The organism is Enterobacter cloacae complex sp. I1M, assembly GCF_014982425.1.
GTDB lineage: Bacteria > Pseudomonadota > Gammaproteobacteria > Enterobacterales > Enterobacteriaceae > Enterobacter > Enterobacter intestinihominis.
Window position 1 is genome coordinate 87,268 of the sequence record NZ_JADCLG010000009.1, and the last position, 15,774, is coordinate 103,041.

General features: G+C 56.6%; 14 protein-coding genes and 1 other annotated feature. Of the genes, 11 read left to right on the top strand and 3 right to left on the bottom strand.

From position 1 onward, the window contains the following. Positions 1-3: 3 nt before the first annotated feature. Positions 4-1,197, bottom strand: a complete 1,194-nt coding sequence (gene acrA, locus INF86_RS04625) for a multidrug efflux RND transporter periplasmic adaptor subunit AcrA (protein ID WP_022647272.1) — start codon at positions 1,195-1,197, stop codon at positions 4-6. A 141-nt stretch (positions 1,198-1,338) separates the two neighbouring features. Between acrA and acrR the strand changes: the two genes are divergently transcribed. Both acrR and mscK read left to right on the top strand, forming a co-directional pair. Further along, complete coding sequence (gene acrR, locus INF86_RS04630; protein WP_032624732.1) at positions 1,339-1,992, top strand: multidrug efflux transporter transcriptional repressor AcrR; 654 nt, start codon at positions 1,339-1,341, stop codon at positions 1,990-1,992. Between the two features lie 113 nt (positions 1,993-2,105). Beyond that, the gene (gene mscK, locus INF86_RS04635) at positions 2,106-5,483 is read left to right on the top strand and encodes a mechanosensitive channel MscK (RefSeq protein ID WP_046620519.1); all 3,378 of its coding nucleotides are present in this window, start codon (positions 2,106-2,108) and stop codon (positions 5,481-5,483) included. A 33-nt stretch (positions 5,484-5,516) separates the two neighbouring features. On the opposite strand, the gene rsmS is transcribed toward mscK, so the two are convergent. Next, complete coding sequence (gene rsmS, locus INF86_RS04640; protein ID WP_022647275.1) at positions 5,517-5,711, bottom strand: pleiotropic regulatory protein RsmS; 195 nt, start codon at positions 5,709-5,711, stop codon at positions 5,517-5,519. 12 nt (positions 5,712-5,723) lie between these two features. Next, complete coding sequence (gene priC, locus INF86_RS04645) at positions 5,724-6,251, bottom strand: primosomal replication protein N'' (RefSeq protein ID WP_193543266.1); 528 nt, start codon at positions 6,249-6,251, stop codon at positions 5,724-5,726. A gap of 50 nt (positions 6,252-6,301) precedes the next feature. Here priC and INF86_RS04650 point away from each other — a divergent pair, with 50 nt between their 5' ends. From INF86_RS04650 to INF86_RS04690, 9 genes are all read left to right on the top strand, one after another. Continuing rightward, positions 6,302-6,679: a DUF454 family protein gene (locus tag INF86_RS04650; protein WP_001189855.1), complete on the top strand. Its 378-nt coding sequence runs from the start codon at positions 6,302-6,304 to the stop codon at positions 6,677-6,679. A 151-nt stretch (positions 6,680-6,830) separates the two neighbouring features. Continuing rightward, on the top strand, positions 6,831-7,382 hold the full coding sequence (gene apt / locus INF86_RS04655) for an adenine phosphoribosyltransferase (RefSeq protein WP_000127359.1): 552 nt from the start codon (positions 6,831-6,833) through the stop codon (positions 7,380-7,382). An 88-nt stretch (positions 7,383-7,470) separates the two neighbouring features. Next, positions 7,471-9,399, top strand: coding sequence for a DNA polymerase III subunit gamma/tau (gene dnaX, locus INF86_RS04660; protein WP_023299467.1), 1,929 nt, complete (start codon positions 7,471-7,473; stop codon positions 9,397-9,399). Further along, positions 8,729-8,793, top strand: a sequence feature (DnaX frameshifting element). Its footprint overlaps the gene before it by 65 nt. Before the next feature lie 53 nt (positions 9,400-9,452). Then, positions 9,453-9,785, top strand: coding sequence for a YbaB/EbfC family nucleoid-associated protein (locus tag INF86_RS04665; protein ID WP_003858972.1), 333 nt, complete (start codon positions 9,453-9,455; stop codon positions 9,783-9,785). After that, positions 9,785-10,390, top strand: a complete 606-nt coding sequence (gene recR, locus INF86_RS04670; protein ID WP_006809843.1) for a recombination mediator RecR — start codon at positions 9,785-9,787, stop codon at positions 10,388-10,390. The genes INF86_RS04665 and recR overlap by 1 nt, the downstream gene beginning before the upstream one ends. A gap of 110 nt (positions 10,391-10,500) precedes the next feature. After that, positions 10,501-12,375 (top strand): molecular chaperone HtpG, encoded by a 1,875-nt coding sequence (htpG, locus tag INF86_RS04675; protein ID WP_193543267.1) that lies wholly within the window; start codon positions 10,501-10,503, stop codon positions 12,373-12,375. A gap of 229 nt (positions 12,376-12,604) precedes the next feature. Beyond that, on the top strand, positions 12,605-13,249 hold the full coding sequence (gene adk / locus INF86_RS04680; RefSeq protein WP_022647279.1) for an adenylate kinase: 645 nt from the start codon (positions 12,605-12,607) through the stop codon (positions 13,247-13,249). Between the two features lie 124 nt (positions 13,250-13,373). After that, complete coding sequence (gene hemH / locus INF86_RS04685) at positions 13,374-14,336, top strand: ferrochelatase (RefSeq protein ID WP_017383216.1); 963 nt, start codon at positions 13,374-13,376, stop codon at positions 14,334-14,336. A 62-nt stretch (positions 14,337-14,398) separates the two neighbouring features. After that, positions 14,399-15,703, top strand: a complete 1,305-nt coding sequence (locus tag INF86_RS04690; RefSeq protein ID WP_022647280.1) for an inosine/guanosine kinase — start codon at positions 14,399-14,401, stop codon at positions 15,701-15,703. The last annotated feature ends 71 nt before the right edge of the window (positions 15,704-15,774 follow it).

The following is a 15,774-nucleotide window of genomic DNA, read 5'->3' on the forward strand; positions in this document are numbered from 1 at the left end:
AAGTTAAGACTTGGTTTGTTCTGACTGGCCAGCGGCCGATGCTTGTTGTTTGTCGTCAGATTTCACTTCCTGAGCTTTGACCTGCGCGCCAGGACGAACTTTTTGCAAACCAGTAATAATCACGCGATCGCCATCTTTCAGACCTTCCGTTACCAGCCACTTGTCGCCAATCGCCTGCGTTGCAGTGATATTGCGTGTTTCGACTTTGTTATCGGCACCCACAACCAGCGCGCTCGCATCGCCGCGTGGCGTACGGGTCACGCCTTGCTGCGGAACCAGAATGGCGCTTGGGTTAGTCCCTTCTTCAAGACGGGCGCGTACGAACATACCCGGCAGCAGGGTTTTATCCGGATTCGGGAAAATAGCCCGGATGGTGATAGAGCCGGTGGTCTGATCGACGGTCACATCAGAAAATTCCAGTGTGCCTGTCTGTGAGAACTTGATACCGTCGTTGGTAACCAGTTCAACTTTGGCTTTACCGTTTTCCTGTTTCAGTTGTCCGCTGGCAAGCTCCTGTTTGAGACGCAGGAAATCGTTGCTGGACTGTGTAACGTCAACGTAGATCGGGTCAAGCTGCTGCACGGTGGCCAGCGCGTTGGTTTGACCGTTCTGCACCAGCGCACCTTCGGTGACGGCTGATTTACCAATACGACCGCTGATAGGGGAGGTCACTTTGGTGTAGGCGAGGTTAATACGCGCGGTTTCTACCGCCGCTTTCGCCGCCACAACGGCTGCATTGGCTTGCTGTGCATCGGCCAGGGCAGAATCGTAATCCTGTTGGCTGATGTACTGCGTGCCGAGCAGTTTCTTGTAACGATTCAACGTCAGTTGCGAAATTTTGGCTGCCGCTTCTGCTTTCGCCAGATCGCCTTTAGCGCTCTCATAAGACGCCTGATAGGTTGCTGGATCAATCTGATAAAGAGACTCACCTGCTTTCACATCACCGCCTTCGGTGAAGTTACGTTTCAGGATGATACCGCTCACCTGCGGACGTACTTCTGCAATGCGATAGGCGCTGGTGCGGCCCGGTAGTTCTGTTGTCATCTGGAGAGGTTCGGATTTGAGCGTCACGACGCCAACTTCTGGCACCTGCTGAGCTCCTTGTTGAGCCTCTTTGTCGTCACATCCTGTAAGCGCTAAGCTGCCTGAGAGCATCAGAACGACCGCCAGAGGCGTTAACCCTCTGTTTTTGTTCATATGTAAACCTCGAGTGTCCGATTTCAAATTGATCAAGGGTCCTGAGTCTAAAAACCCATTGCTGCGTTTATATTATCGTCATGCTATGGTACATACATTCATAAATGTATGTAAATCTGACTCCTGTAAATTCATCAACGTATGGCACGAAAAACCAAACAACAAGCGCTGGAAACCCGACAACACATTCTGGATGTGGCAATGCGTTTGTTCTCACAGCAGGGTGTTTCGGCAACCTCGCTGGCGCAGATTGCTCAGGCCGCGGGCGTCACGCGGGGAGCGATTTACTGGCATTTTAAAGACAAGTCAGATCTGTTTGGTGAAATCTGGGAGCTTTCAGAGTCCAGCATCAGCGATCTTGAGAGTGAGTATCGGGCAAAATTCCCTCACGATCCACTCTCAGTATTAAGAGAAATATTAGTATATATCCTTGAAGCGACTGTTGTGGAAGAACGCCGACGTCTGATGATGGAAATCATCTTCCATAAATGTGAGTTTGTTGGCGAAATGGCGGTGGTTCAGCAGGCGCAGCGCGACCTGTGTCTGGAAAGCTACGATCGCATCGAGCAAGTTCTTAAGGAATGTATGCAGGCCGACATGCTTCCCGCTACGCTGTTAACGCGCCGGGCGGCGATCCTGATGCGCAGCTATATTTCCGGCCTGATGGAAAACTGGCTTTTCGCCCCGCAGTCGTTCGATCTGAAATCAGAGGCGCGCAGCTACGTCGCGATTTTCCTGGAGATGTGCCAGCTTTGCCCGACCCTCCGCAGCGAGGGAGCGCCGCTTACTGCCTGAATCTTTCCAGGAAATGTCTTAGAGGATTACCTTCCCGCTATTCTGCTTTAGCCGGGCGTGATATTCTTCACGCCCGACTATTTTCGGTCATTTCTCAGATCACATTCACGACTATGCTGCACACCTATCGCTCGACACATTTTGTTCTGGCCGTTTTTTTGATCCTGCTGTTTTTCTTTGCAGCCGCACCGCATTCCTGGGCCCGTGCAGACAACGGCAGTGACGTCCCGACGCGTGCCGAGGTTCAGTCGCAACTCGACACCCTGAATAAACAAAAAGAACTCTCCGCCCAGGAAAAGCTCGTTCAGCAGGACCTGACGGAAACCCTGGATACGCTGGATAAGATCGATCGCATCAAAGCCGAAACGGCCCAGTTGCGGCAGAAGGTCGCTCAGGCGCCGGAGAACATGCGTAAAGCAACGGAGGCCCTGAACGCGCTTAGCGACGTTGATAACGACGATGAAACCCGAAAAACGCTTGCCACGCTTTCGTTGCGCCAGCTCGAGTCGCGCGTGGCGCAGCTGCTGGACGATCTGCAAACGGCGCAGTCCGATCTCTCGACCTATAACAGCCAGCTGGTTTCGCTGCAAACCCAGCCTGAGCGCGTGCAGAACGCCATGTATTCTGCATCGCAACAGCTACAGCAGATACGTAACCGTCTGAATGGCATTACCGTGGGGGAAGGGGCGCTTCGACCGACCCAGCAAACGCTGCTGAACATCCAGCAGACGCTGCTGAACGCGGAGATTGAACAGCAGCGTAAGAGTCTGGAAGGCAACACGGTGTTGCAGGATGCGCTGCAAAAACAGCGTGACTACGTGAACGCGAATATCAACCGGCTCGAGCATCAGCTTCAGCTGTTGCAGGAGGCGGTGAACAGCAAGCGCCTGACGCTGACCGAAAAAACGGCGCAGGAAGCGGTCTCGCCAGACGAAACGGCGCGTATCCAGGCCAATCCGCTGGTGAAGCAGGAGCTGGAAATTAACCATCAGCTGAGCGAGCGCCTGATTCAGGCGACTGAAAGCGGCAGCGCGCTGGTGCAGCAGAATATTAAAGTCAAAAACTGGCTGGATCGCGCTTTGCAGGCTGAGCGCAATGTCAAAGAGCAGATTGCCGTCCTGAAGGGAAGCCTGCTGCTGTCGCGCATTCTTTACCAGCAGCAGCAGACGCTGCCGTCCGCCGACGAGCTGGAAGACATGACCAACCGCATTGCGGATTTGCGTCTTGAACAGTTTGACGTTAACCAGCAGCGCGATGCCCTGTTCCAGAGCGATACGTTTGTTGCCAAAGTGGAAGAAGGCCATTCAAGTGAAGTAAACGGTGAAGTTCACGACGCGCTGTTGCAGGTTGTGGATATGCGCCGCGAACTGCTCGATCAGCTTAATAAGCAACTGGGCAACCAGCTGATGATGGCGATTAACCTGCAAATCAACCAGCAGCAGCTGGTGAGCGTGTCTAAAAGCCTCCAGGAGATCCTGACCCAGCAGATTTTCTGGGTGAACAGCAACAAACCCATGGACTGGGACTGGTTTAAATCTTTCCCTGAAACGCTGAAATCCCAGATCAAAAGCATGAAAATTACCGTGAACTGGGAGAAAGCCTGGCCTGCGGTAATGATTGCCTTCCTTGCGGGTCTGCCTTTGCTGCTCATCGCCGGAGTAATACGCTGGCGTTTGAAATGGCTGAAGCAGTACCAGGCGAAGCTGGCCTCGGAAGTGGGGCAACTGCGTAACGACAGCCAGCTGCACACACCGAAAGCGATCCTGATCGATCTGATCCGTGCTCTGCCGGTCTGCCTGCTGATCCTCGCCGTCGGCCTGATCCTGTTGACCATGCAGCTCAATATCAGCGACCTGCTGTGGGCGTTCAGCAAAAAGCTGGCGCTGTTCTGGCTGGTGTTTGGTCTGTGCTGGAAAGTGCTGGAAAAAGACGGCGTCGCGGTCCGACACTTCAACATGCCGGAGAAACTCACCAGCCACTGGCGTCGCCAGATTGTACGTATCAGCCTCGCGCTGTTGCCGCTGCACTTCTGGTCCGTTGTGGCCGAGCTTTCGCCGCTGCATCTGATGGATGACGTGCTGGGACAGCTGGTAATTATGCTGAACCTGCTGCTGATAGCCGTCCTGATGTGGCCGATGTGCCGCGACAGCTGGCGTGATAAAGAGTCCCACAATCTTCGTCTGGTTACCGTAACGGTGCTGGCGATCATTCCGCTGGCGCTGATGGTGCTGACGGCAACGGGTTACTTCTATACCACGCTTCGTCTGTCAGGCCGCTGGATTGAAACCGTGTATCTGGTGATCCTGTGGAACCTGCTGTTCCAGACCGTGCTGCGCGGTTTGAGCGTGGCGGCGCGCCGCATTGCGTATCGTCGTGCTGTTGCCCGTCGACAGCATCAGGTTAAAGAGGGGGCTGAAGGGGCTGAGCCGCAGGAAGAGCCGACCATTGCCCTGGAGCAGGTCAACCAGCAAACGATGCGTATTACCATGCTGGTGATGATTGCGCTGTTTGCGGTGATGTTCTGGGCCATCTGGTCTGATTTAATTACCGTCTTCGCCTACCTCGACAGTATCACCCTCTGGCAATACAACGGTACCGAAGCGGGCGCTGCGGTAATGAAAAGCGTCACCATGGGCAGCCTGCTCTTTGCGCTGGTGTCGTCGGTGGTGGCCTGGGCGTTGATCCGCAACCTGCCTGGTCTGCTGGAAGTGCTGGTGCTCTCAAGGCTGAACCTGCGTCAGGGGGCGTCGTATGCCATTACCACCATCCTGAACTACGTCATTATTATTGTCGGGGCGATGACGGTATTCGGCTCGCTGGGCGTCTCGTGGGATAAACTCCAGTGGCTGGCGGCGGCGCTGTCGGTAGGTCTGGGCTTCGGCTTGCAGGAGATCTTCGGTAACTTTGTTTCTGGCCTGATAATCCTGTTCGAACGTCCGGTGCGTATCGGCGATACCGTCACCATCGGCACCTTCTCCGGGACCGTCAGCAAGATCCGTATTCGTGCGACCACCATCACTGACTTCGATCGTAAAGAGGTGATCATCCCGAACAAAGCCTTCGTGACCGAGCGACTGATCAACTGGTCGCTTTCGGATACTACGACGCGCGTGGTGGTCCGACTCGGGGTGGCCTATGGTTCAGATCTGGATAAAGTGAAAGAGGTCCTGCTGGAAGCCGCGAAATCACATCCTAAAGTGATGCACGATCCTGCGCCTGACGTGTTCTTCACCACCTTCGGGCCAAGCACGCTGGATCATGAGCTGCGCCTGTACGTACGCGAACTACGCGATCGCAGCTACACCGTCGATGAGCTGAACCGCACCATTGACCGTCTGTGCCGTGAAAACAACATTAATATCGCCTTCAATCAGCTTGAGGTTCACCTGCGTAACGAGAAAGGTGACGAACATACGGAAGTGAAGCGCGAGATTAAGGGTGACGAAAACTCCGCCCCTCACCCTGCCCTCTCCCCAGAGGGGAGAGGGTAAAAAGCGAATCAGGGCAGATCTTTCAAACCGCACCTAACGGTCCCCTCTCCCTCCAGGGAGAGGGCTAGGGTGAGGGTGAGGGCAACCGGCCTTCACCTTTCCCTCAAAATCCCGCCGCACAATCTCCAGCGCTTTCAGCACCGTCTCCGCCGGGATCTCGTGATTCTCCAGCAGCATAATTAAATCGACGGCCAGCTTGACCTCGTCGGGGGCATTTTCCAGTGACATTAGTGGCTCCTGTTAACGGGTCAGGCGTTCAATGACGCGTTCAATATCATCCAGCGCCTGACGGCAGCGGACGATGCGGCCTTCCAGCGCGCTGATTTCACGCATTAATAACTGCTGCTGTTGCAGCGTTTCGCTGGTGGTCAGGCGGGCTTCGCGCTCACACTTCATCTCAAACAGACGCCGCTCAAACTCCTGGTTCTCCAGCCGCTTGCGCTGCCATTTTCCGAGCCCAGGCGAGGCGCTGTCCCACGCCCGTAGCGGCCAGGCGGCGATTTCGCGGTGCAGGGCGGTGATCTGCTCGGTAAGATGCTCCGCAAGCCACACCACCTGTTCCTGCTGTTCACTCTCAACCGCGTGGCGAAGCTCGTCGAGGTTGGTCTGCATCTCAGCAAGGTAATCCTGAATGACGGTACTGCGGGTGCGGAAGAGCTGCCGATCAAAGCGCGGTTTCAGCGTAGCATGTCCCATCAGCGGTGTGGCCTGCGCCCGCAGCGCGATCAGCTGATTTTGCAGCCTCTCAAGAAGCAGTGCTGTTTTCAATGCGCTCTCCAGTGGTAAAGTAGCCGTTCAGTTTGATAACGATTCGCATTATGCAGCGTACTATTTTAATCATCATTGGCTGGCTCGCGGTAGTGCTGGGTACGCTAGGCATCGTATTGCCCTTGCTGCCGACCACCCCGTTCATCCTGTTGGCCGCCTGGTGCTTCGCCCGCTCGTCGCCGCGTTTTCACCACTGGCTCCTGTACCGTTCGTGGTTTGGCGGCTACCTGCGGCACTGGCAAAAACACCGGGCCATGCCGCCCGGGGCCAAGCCGCGCGCCATTGCCTTCATCCTGATCACCTTCGCCGTCTCGTTATGGCTGGTGAAAATGATGTGGGTGCGCATTCTGCTGCTGGCAATCCTGGCCTGCCTGCTGATCTTTATGTGGCGGATCCCCGTGGTTGATGAAAAGCAACAAAAGCACTGAAGCCTCATCATGGCGGTTGCAATTATGGCGCACAGCCAGTAAATTCGACCGTTTTCGAGCACAGGTGCGCCTGGTCAAAGGTTAAACAACTGTTACTTTGACCGACTCGTCGCGCGCCGTGAGTAACACTGTTTCATTTAGGCACAAACCGATGACCGCAACTGCACAGCAGCTTGAATATCTGAAAAATAGCATCAAAAGTATCCAGGATTATCCAAAGCCTGGCATTCTTTTCCGTGATGTCACCAGCTTGCTGGAAGACCCGAAAGCGTACGCCCTCAGCATTGAACTGCTGGTTGAGCGTTATAAAAACGCCGGGATCACCAAAGTAGTAGGTACCGAAGCCCGTGGCTTCCTGTTCGGCGCACCGGTTGCGCTGGCGATGGGCGTGGGTTTTGTGCCGGTGCGTAAGCCGCGCAAACTGCCGCGTGAAACCATTGCTGAGAGCTATGAGCTGGAATACGGCACCGATCAGCTGGAAATTCACGTTGATGCCATCAAGCCAGGCGACAAAGTGCTGGTGGTGGACGATCTGCTGGCAACCGGCGGCACCATCGAAGCGACCGTGAAGCTGATCCGCCGTCTGGGCGGGGAAGTGACCGACGCGGCATTCATCATCAACCTGTTCGATCTTGGCGGCGAGCAGCGCCTGGAAAAACAGGGTATTACCAGCTACAGCCTGGTACCTTTCCCGGGACATTAATCCCGTATCTCACAACCTCGCTCAATGGGTGAGGTTGTGATAGCATTCCCCTCCATTAATTCACCTTCCAGCGTTGCAGAGCCTGCCCATGAGTTATCAGGTGTTAGCCCGTAAATGGCGACCACAAACCTTTGCTGACGTTGTCGGTCAGGAACATGTGCTGACGGCCCTGGCGAACGGCTTGTCGCTAGGTCGCATCCATCACGCCTATCTTTTCTCCGGCACCCGTGGCGTCGGTAAAACCTCTATTGCCCGTCTGCTGGCAAAAGGTCTGAACTGCGAAACCGGGATCACCGCCACCCCGTGCGGCGTATGTGACAACTGCCGGGAGATCGAGCAGGGGCGTTTTGTCGATCTGATCGAGATCGACGCCGCCTCGCGCACCAAGGTGGAAGACACCCGCGATCTGCTCGACAACGTGCAGTACGCCCCGGCGCGCGGCCGCTTCAAGGTCTATCTGATCGATGAAGTGCACATGCTGTCGCGCCACAGCTTCAACGCCCTGCTGAAAACGCTGGAAGAGCCGCCTGCGCATGTCAAATTCCTGCTGGCGACCACCGATCCGCAAAAGCTGCCGGTCACGATCCTGTCGCGCTGCCTGCAATTCCATCTGAAGGCGCTGGACGTTGAGCAGATCCGCGCACAGCTTGAACACATTCTTGATGAAGAGAAGATCGTTCACGAGCCGCGCGCCCTGCAGCTGCTGGCCCGCGCGGCGGACGGCAGCCTGCGTGATGCGCTGAGCCTGACTGACCAGGCAATTGCCAGCGGTGACGGTAAGCTTTCCACTGACGCGGTCAGCACCATGCTCGGCACGCTGGATGACGATCAGGCGCTGTCGCTTATCGAAGCGATGATTGCCGCCAACGGTGAGCGGGTAATGACCCTCGTCAACGATGCCGCCGCCCGTGGCATTGAATGGGAAGCGCTGCTGGTCGAGATGCTCAGCCTGCTGCATCGCGTGGCGATGCTGCAATTGTCTCCGTCGGCCATTGGCGCGGACATGGCGACCATTGAACAGCGGATGCGTGAACTTGCGCGCACCGTGCCGCCGGCTGATGTTCAGCTTTATTATCAGACGCTGCTGATTGGCCGCAAAGAGCTGCCGTTTGCACCGGATCGCCGGATGGGCGTTGAAATGACGCTGCTGCGCGCGCTGGCCTTCCATCCGCGCAAGCCATTGCCGGAGCCGGAAACGCCCCGGCAGTCCTTTGCGCCGGTTGCGCCGACTGCGGTAATGTCACCGCAGCAGGTGCCACCGCAACCGGCATCGCCGCCGCCGCAGAACGTGCCGCTGTCGGATGCCACCAGTTCGGTGCTTGCCGCACGAAGCCAGTTGCAACGTGCGCAGGGAGCAACCAAACCAAAAAAGAGTGAACCGGCAGCGCCTGCAAGAGCGCGGCCGGTGAACAACGCCGCGCTTGAACGACTGGCCTCGGTAACGGAGCGCGTGCAGTCGCGTCCGGCACCGTCCGCGCTCGAGCAAAAAGCCCCGGCGAAAGAAGAGGCATACCGCTGGAAGGCGACTACCGTTGTTGAAACGGTCAAGGAAGTGGTCGCCACGCCAAAAGCGCTGAAAAAGGCGCTTGAGCATGAAAAAACGCCGGAGCTGTCCGCGAAGCTCGCGGAAGAGTCCATCGAGCGCGACGCCTGGGCCGCTGAGGTCAGCAAACTTCAGCTGCCGAAGCTGGTGGAGCAGGTCGCGCTGAATGCCTGGAAAGAGCAGGAAGGCAATCAGGTGCGTCTGCATCTGCGTCCGGGCCAGCGACATCTGAATTCCCCTGGTGCGCAAAAGGCGCTGGCCGAGGCGCTTACCGCCTTACAGGGTGTGCCGGTTGAATTGACTATCATTGAAGATGATAATCCGGCGGTGAAAACGCCGCTCGAGTGGCGACAGGCGATTTATGAAGAGAAGCTCGCGCAGGCGCGCGAGTCGATTATCGCGGATAACAACATCCAGACCCTGCGCCGGTTCTTCGACGCCGATCTGGATGAAGAGAGTATTCGCCCCCTTTGATCGTGAGTCTGACTTACGGTTGTAATCCTTAACGTGAAAGAAGAGAGAAGCCTATGTTTGGTGGAAAAGGCGGTCTGGGTGGCCTGATGAAGCAGGCTCAGCAGATGCAGGAAAAAATGCAGAAGATGCAGGAAGAGATCGCTCAGCTGGAAGTCACGGGTGAATCCGGTGCCGGTCTGGTCAAGGTGACCATCAACGGTGCGCATAACTGCCGTCGCGTTGAAATCGACCCGAGCCTGCTCGAAGACGATAAAGAGATGCTGGAAGATCTGGTTGCAGCCGCGTTTAACGATGCCGCTCGCCGTATCGACGAAACCCAGAAAGAGAAAATGGCCTCTGTTTCCAGCGGTATGCAACTGCCGCCGGGCTTTAAGATGCCATTCTGATGCAAACCAGTCCGCTGCTCACGCAGTTAATGGAAGCACTGCGCTGCCTGCCGGGCGTTGGCCCGAAGTCGGCGCAGCGTATGGCGTTTACGCTATTGCAGCGCGACCGCAGCGGCGGGATGCGCCTGGCGCAGGCTCTGACCCGCGCCATGTCAGAAATTGGTCACTGTGCGGATTGCCGGACCTTTACCGAGCAGGACGTCTGTAACATCTGCACGAACCCGCGTCGTCAGGAAAACGGTCAGATTTGCGTGGTGGAGAGTCCGGCGGACATCTACGCCATCGAACAAACCGGGCAGTTTTCCGGCCGCTATTTCGTGCTGATGGGGCATCTCTCCCCGCTGGACGGCATCGGCCCGGATGATATCGGTCTCGATCGTCTTGAACAGCGTCTTGAGTCCGAGACGATCAAAGAGGTGATCCTCGCCACCAACCCGACGGTGGAAGGGGAGGCAACCGCCAACTACATCGCCGAGCTGTGCGCGCAGTACGGCGTTGACGCCAGCCGCATCGCCCACGGCGTGCCGGTCGGCGGTGAGCTGGAGATGGTCGACGGCACCACGCTGTCGCACTCGCTGGCCGGACGACACAAGATTATTTTCTGACCAAACGGAGGCTGCGTGCGCGGCCTCCGCTTGAAAATTCCCCCCCTTATCCCCATCTCTCACTCAACGTTTTACAACCCCATTAAATGGCATTGTTGAGGTCGACTTAGATGAAAGGACAAGAAACCCGTGGTTTCCAGTCAGAAGTAAAACAGCTTCTGCACCTGATGATCCATTCCCTGTATTCCAACAAAGAAATCTTCCTGCGTGAGCTGATTTCCAACGCCTCCGATGCGGCGGACAAGTTGCGCTTCCGCGCGCTGTCCAACCCGGATCTGTACGAAGGCGATGGCGAACTGCGCGTGCGCGTCTCTTTTAATAAAGTGAACCGCACCCTGACGATTGCCGATAATGGCATCGGGATGAACCGCGACGAGGTGATCGACCATCTCGGCACCATCGCTAAATCCGGCACCAAAGCGTTCCTCGAGTCCATGGGCTCTGACCAGGCGAAAGACAGCCAGCTGATCGGTCAGTTCGGCGTAGGCTTCTACTCGGCATTCATCGTGGCGGATAAAGTCACCGTACGCACCCGCGCTGCGGGCGACAGCGCCGAAAACGGCGTGCTGTGGGAATCCAAAGGGGAAGGCGAATACACCGTTGATGATATCACCAAAGCGGATCGCGGCACCGAAATCACTCTGCACCTGCGCGAAGGCGAAGACGATTTCCTGAACGACTGGCGCGTACGCTCCATCATCAGCAAATATTCTGACCACATCGCGCTGCCGGTTGAGATTGAAAAACAGGAAGAGAAAGACGGCGAAACCGTGGTTTCCTGGGAGAAAATCAACAAGGCGCAGGCGCTGTGGACGCGCAACAAAGCTGAAATTAAAGACGACGAGTACAACGAGTTTTACAAGCACATCGCCCACGACTTTACCGACCCGCTGACCTGGAGCCACAACCGTGTGGAAGGGAAGCAGGAGTACACCAGCCTGCTGTACATTCCGGCGCAGGCGCCGTGGGACATGTGGAACCGCGATCACAAGCACGGCCTGAAGCTGTACGTGCAGCGCGTCTTCATCATGGACGACGCCGAGCAGTTCATGCCGAACTACCTGCGCTTTGTGCGTGGCCTGATAGATTCCAACGATCTGCCGCTGAACGTCTCCCGTGAAATTCTCCAGGACAGCACCGTCACCCGTAACCTGCGTAACGCCCTGACCAAGCGAGCGTTGCAGATGCTGGAAAAACTGGCGAAAGACGATGCGGAAAAATACCAGACCTTCTGGAAACAGTTCGGCCTGGTGCTGAAAGAAGGCCCGGCGGAAGACACCGCGAACGTGGAAGCTATCGCTAAACTGCTGCGCTTCGCCTCTACGCACAACGACTCCTCCGCCCAGACCGTGTCGCTGGAAGAGTACGTCTCCCGCATGAAAGAAGGGCAGGAGAAGATCTACTACATCACCGCCGACAGCTATGCGGCAGCGAAGAGCAGCCCGCATCTGGAGCTGCTGCGTAAGAAAGGCATCGAAGTGCTGCTGCTGTCTGACCGCATCGACGAGTGGATGATGAACTACCTGACCGAGTTCGACGGTAAATCCTTCCAGTCCGTTGCTAAAGCCGACGAGTCTATCGATAAGCTGGCGGATGAAGTGGACGACAGCGCGAAGGAAGCCGAGAAGGCGCTGGAGCCGTTCGTTGAGCGCGTGAAAACCCTGCTGGGCGACCGCGTGAAAGAGGTGCGCTTCACGCACCGTCTGACCGATACGCCAGCCATTGTCACCACCGATGCGGACGAAATGAGCACCCAGATGGCGAAACTGTTCGCGGCGGCGGGCCAGGCCGTGCCGGAAGTGAAATATATCTTTGAGCTTAATCCGGATCATCCGCTGGTGAAACGCGCGGCGGATACCCAGGACGACGCCCGCTTTGCGGAGTGGGTTGAACTGCTGCTGGATCAGTCCCTGCTGGCCGAGCGCGGCACCCTGGAAGATCCTAACCTGTTCATTAAACGTGTGAATGCGCTGCTGCTGGCGTAATACAAAACCTACCCCTCACCCTGGCCCTCTCCCCAAAGGGGAGAGGGTATAATCGTCCCCTCTCCCCTTTGGGGAGAGGGTTAGGGTGAGGGGGCATTCTCGCACTAACCCAAATAATCTCCCCCCGTTAACCGTTTCAGCCTCCCCGCCTTCCTTGAGCGATACCCGTTCTGGTGGTATTGTTTAGCGCTTTTGAAAAATTGAATCGACATTTGAGGGGATTTTCGCAATGCGTATTATTCTGCTTGGCGCTCCGGGCGCGGGTAAGGGAACTCAGGCTCAGTTCATCATGGAGAAATACGGTATTCCGCAAATCTCTACTGGTGACATGCTGCGTGCCGCTGTTAAATCTGGCTCCGAGCTGGGCAAACAAGCTAAAGACATCATGGACGCAGGCAAGCTGGTGACCGACGAACTGGTTATCGCGCTGGTAAAAGAGCGCATTGCTCAGGAAGACTGCCGCAATGGTTTCCTGCTGGACGGCTTCCCGCGCACCATTCCTCAGGCTGACGCCATGAAAGAAGCGGGCATCAACGTGGATTACGTGCTGGAGTTCGATGTACCGGACGAACTGATCGTTGACCGTATCGTTGGCCGTCGCGTGCACGCTGCCTCTGGCCGCGTTTACCACATCAAATTCAACCCACCTAAGGTTGAAGGCAAAGACGACGTGACCGGCGAAGAGCTGACCACCCGTAAAGACGATCAGGAAGAAACCGTGCGTAAACGCCTGGTGGAATACCATCAGATGACCGCACCGCTGATCGGCTACTACTCCAAAGAGGCGCAGGCGGGTAACACCAAATACGCGAAAGTTGACGGCACCAAAGCCGTGGCTGACGTACGTGCAGAGCTGGAAAAAATCCTCGGCTAAGCGCACCTCTCTCACCCGGAGCCCCGGGTGAGAAAAATTCTCATCTTACCTATTACAGCAATGGGTTTCGTTTAAACGCATTTCCGCTACAATTGACAGCCTATCAAATGGTTAAGAGGCGTGAATGAGTCAGGCGAAAACCGGCATCCTGCTTGCCAATCTGGGCACCCCAGAAGCACCTACTCCAGCGGCGGTAAAACGCTACCTGCGACAATTTTTAAGCGACACGCGCGTCGTGGATACCCCAAGACTGCTGTGGTGGCCACTGCTGCGTGGTGTCATTCTGCCGATTCGTTCTCCGCGTGTAGCAAAGCTCTATCAGTCCGTGTGGATGGAAGAAGGCTCGCCGCTGATGGTCTACAGCCGTCGTCAGGAGAAGGCGCTGGCCGCCCGTCTGCCGGACATGCCCGTTGCGCTCGGTATGAGCTACGGTAAGCCATCCCTGGAAAGCGCCGTCGACTCTCTGCTGGCGCAGGGCGTTGAACACATTGTGGTGCTGGCCCTTTATCCGCAGTATTCGTGCTCCACGGTGGCTGCCGTCTGGGACGAACTGGCACGCATTCTGGCGACCCGCCGCCGTATACCGGGCATCACCTTTATCCGCGACTACGCCGATAACGAGCTGTACATTCAGGCGCTTGCCAGCAGCGCGCGCGCGTCGTTTGAAAAACACGGCGAGCCGGATCTGCTGCTGCTCTCCTATCACGGTATTCCGCAGCGTTTCGCGAACGAAGGGGACGATTACCCCCAGCGTTGCCGCGATACCACCCGCGAGCTGGTCTCCGCCCTCGGCCTGCCGCCTGAGAAGGTGATGATGACCTTCCAGTCGCGCTTCGGTCGTGAACCGTGGTTGACCCCGTATACTGATGAAACGCTAAAAATGCTGGGCGAGAAGGGCGTGAAGCACATTCAGGTTATGTCGCCGGGCTTCTCGGCGGATTGTCTGGAAACGCTGGAAGAGATTGCCGTCCAGAACAAAGAGTTCTTCATGGAGGCCGGCGGAACGAAATACGAATACATTCCTGCGCTTAACGACTCCCCTGAACACATTGATATGATGGTGTCACTGGTCACCACCCGCCGCTGATCGCGTTACGGGCCGGGTTTGTGCTACCATTCCCGGCCCGTATTCTTTGCACAGTTCAGACCATGAAATTTCCCGGTAAACGTAAGTCCAAACACTATTTCCCCGTCGATGCCCGCGATCCGCTGTTACAGCAAATTCAGCAGGAAAGCGAAACCAGCGCTGCCTGGGTGGTCGGTATCGATCAGACGCTGGTGGACATTGAAGCCAAAGTGGATGATGCGTTTGTCGCACGTTACGGTCTGAGCGCCGGGCACTCGCTGGTGATTGAGGATGACGTTGCCGAAGCGCTGTATCAGGAACTGATGCGCGAAAATCTTATCACCCACCAGTTTGCTGGCGGCACCATCGGTAACACCATGCACAACTACTCCGTTCTGGCAGACGACCGCTCGGTGCTGCTTGGCGTGATGTGCAGCAATATCGAAATCGGTGGCTACGCCTACCGCTACCTGTGCAATACCTCCAGCCGCACCGATCTGAACTATTTGCAGGGCGTTGACGGGCCAATTGGTCGTTGCTTTACGCTGATAAGCGATTCCGGCGAGCGTACCTTTGCCATCAGCCCCGGCCATATGAACAAGCTACGCGCTGAAAGTATTCCGGAAGAGGTGATCGCGGGCGCGTCTGCGCTGGTGTTGACGTCTTATCTGGTGCGCTGCAAGCCGGGCGAACCAATGCCGGACGCAACCATGAAGGCAATTGAGTATGCGAAGAAATACAACGTGCCTGTGGTTCTGACGCTGGGCACCAAATTCGTCATTGCCGACAACCCGGAGTGGTGGCAGGCCTTCCTGAAAGAACACGTCTCGATTCTGGCGATGAATGAAGAAGAAGCCGAAGCGCTGACCGGCGAAAGCGATCCGCTGCTGGCGTCTGATAAGGCGCTGGACTGGGTGGATCTGGTGCTCTGCACCGCCGGGCCGGTCGGGCTGTACATGGCGGGCTTCACGGAAGAAGAGAGCAAGCGGAAAACCCAGCACCCGCTGCTGCCAGGCGCTATCGCCGAATTTAACCAGTACGAGTTCAGCCGCGCCATGCGTCATAAAGACTGCATCAACCCGCTGCGTATCTTCTCCCACATTGCACCGTATATGGGGGGCCCCGAGAAGATCATGAACACCAACGGCGCGGGCGACGGCGCGCTGGCCGCGCTGCTGCACGACATCACCGCTAACGCCTACCACAAAACCAATGTGCCGAATTCCAGCAAACACACCTTCAACTGGCTGACCTATTCCTCGCTGGCGCAGGTGTGCAAGTACGCGAACCGCGTGAGTTATCAGGTGCTGAACCAGCATTCACCGCGCTTAACGCGTGGGCTGCCGGAACGGGAAGACAGCCTCGAAGAGGCGTATTGGGACAGGTAAAAGAAGACCCCTCACCCTGGCCCTCTCCCCAAAGGGGAGAGGGAACTTGAACACCCTCTCCCCTTTGGGGA

What these genes read in the sequence shown, in the direction of transcription:
- adk (WP_022647279.1), top strand. Translation starts at nt 12,605, where the DNA reads ATGCGTATTATTCTGCTTGGCGCTCCGGGCGCGGGTAAGGGAACTCAG.
- apt (WP_000127359.1), top strand. Translation starts at nt 6,831, where the DNA reads ATGACCGCAACTGCACAGCAGCTTGAATATCTGAAAAATAGCATCAAA.
- htpG (WP_193543267.1), top strand. Translation starts at nt 10,501, where the DNA reads ATGAAAGGACAAGAAACCCGTGGTTTCCAGTCAGAAGTAAAACAGCTT.
- INF86_RS04650 (WP_001189855.1), top strand. Translation starts at nt 6,302, where the DNA reads ATGCAGCGTACTATTTTAATCATCATTGGCTGGCTCGCGGTAGTGCTG.
- INF86_RS04665 (WP_003858972.1), top strand. Translation starts at nt 9,453, where the DNA reads ATGTTTGGTGGAAAAGGCGGTCTGGGTGGCCTGATGAAGCAGGCTCAG.
- hemH (WP_017383216.1), top strand. Translation starts at nt 13,374, where the DNA reads ATGAGTCAGGCGAAAACCGGCATCCTGCTTGCCAATCTGGGCACCCCA.
- mscK (WP_046620519.1), top strand. Translation starts at nt 2,106, where the DNA reads ATGCTGCACACCTATCGCTCGACACATTTTGTTCTGGCCGTTTTTTTG.
- INF86_RS04690 (WP_022647280.1), top strand. Translation starts at nt 14,399, where the DNA reads ATGAAATTTCCCGGTAAACGTAAGTCCAAACACTATTTCCCCGTCGAT.
- acrA (WP_022647272.1), bottom strand. Translation starts at nt 1,197, where the DNA reads ATGAACAAAAACAGAGGGTTAACGCCTCTGGCGGTCGTTCTGATGCTC.
- acrR (WP_032624732.1), top strand. Translation starts at nt 1,339, where the DNA reads ATGGCACGAAAAACCAAACAACAAGCGCTGGAAACCCGACAACACATT.
- rsmS (WP_022647275.1), bottom strand. Translation starts at nt 5,711, where the DNA reads ATGTCACTGGAAAATGCCCCCGACGAGGTCAAGCTGGCCGTCGATTTA.
- dnaX (WP_023299467.1), top strand. Translation starts at nt 7,471, where the DNA reads ATGAGTTATCAGGTGTTAGCCCGTAAATGGCGACCACAAACCTTTGCT.
- recR (WP_006809843.1), top strand. Translation starts at nt 9,785, where the DNA reads ATGCAAACCAGTCCGCTGCTCACGCAGTTAATGGAAGCACTGCGCTGC.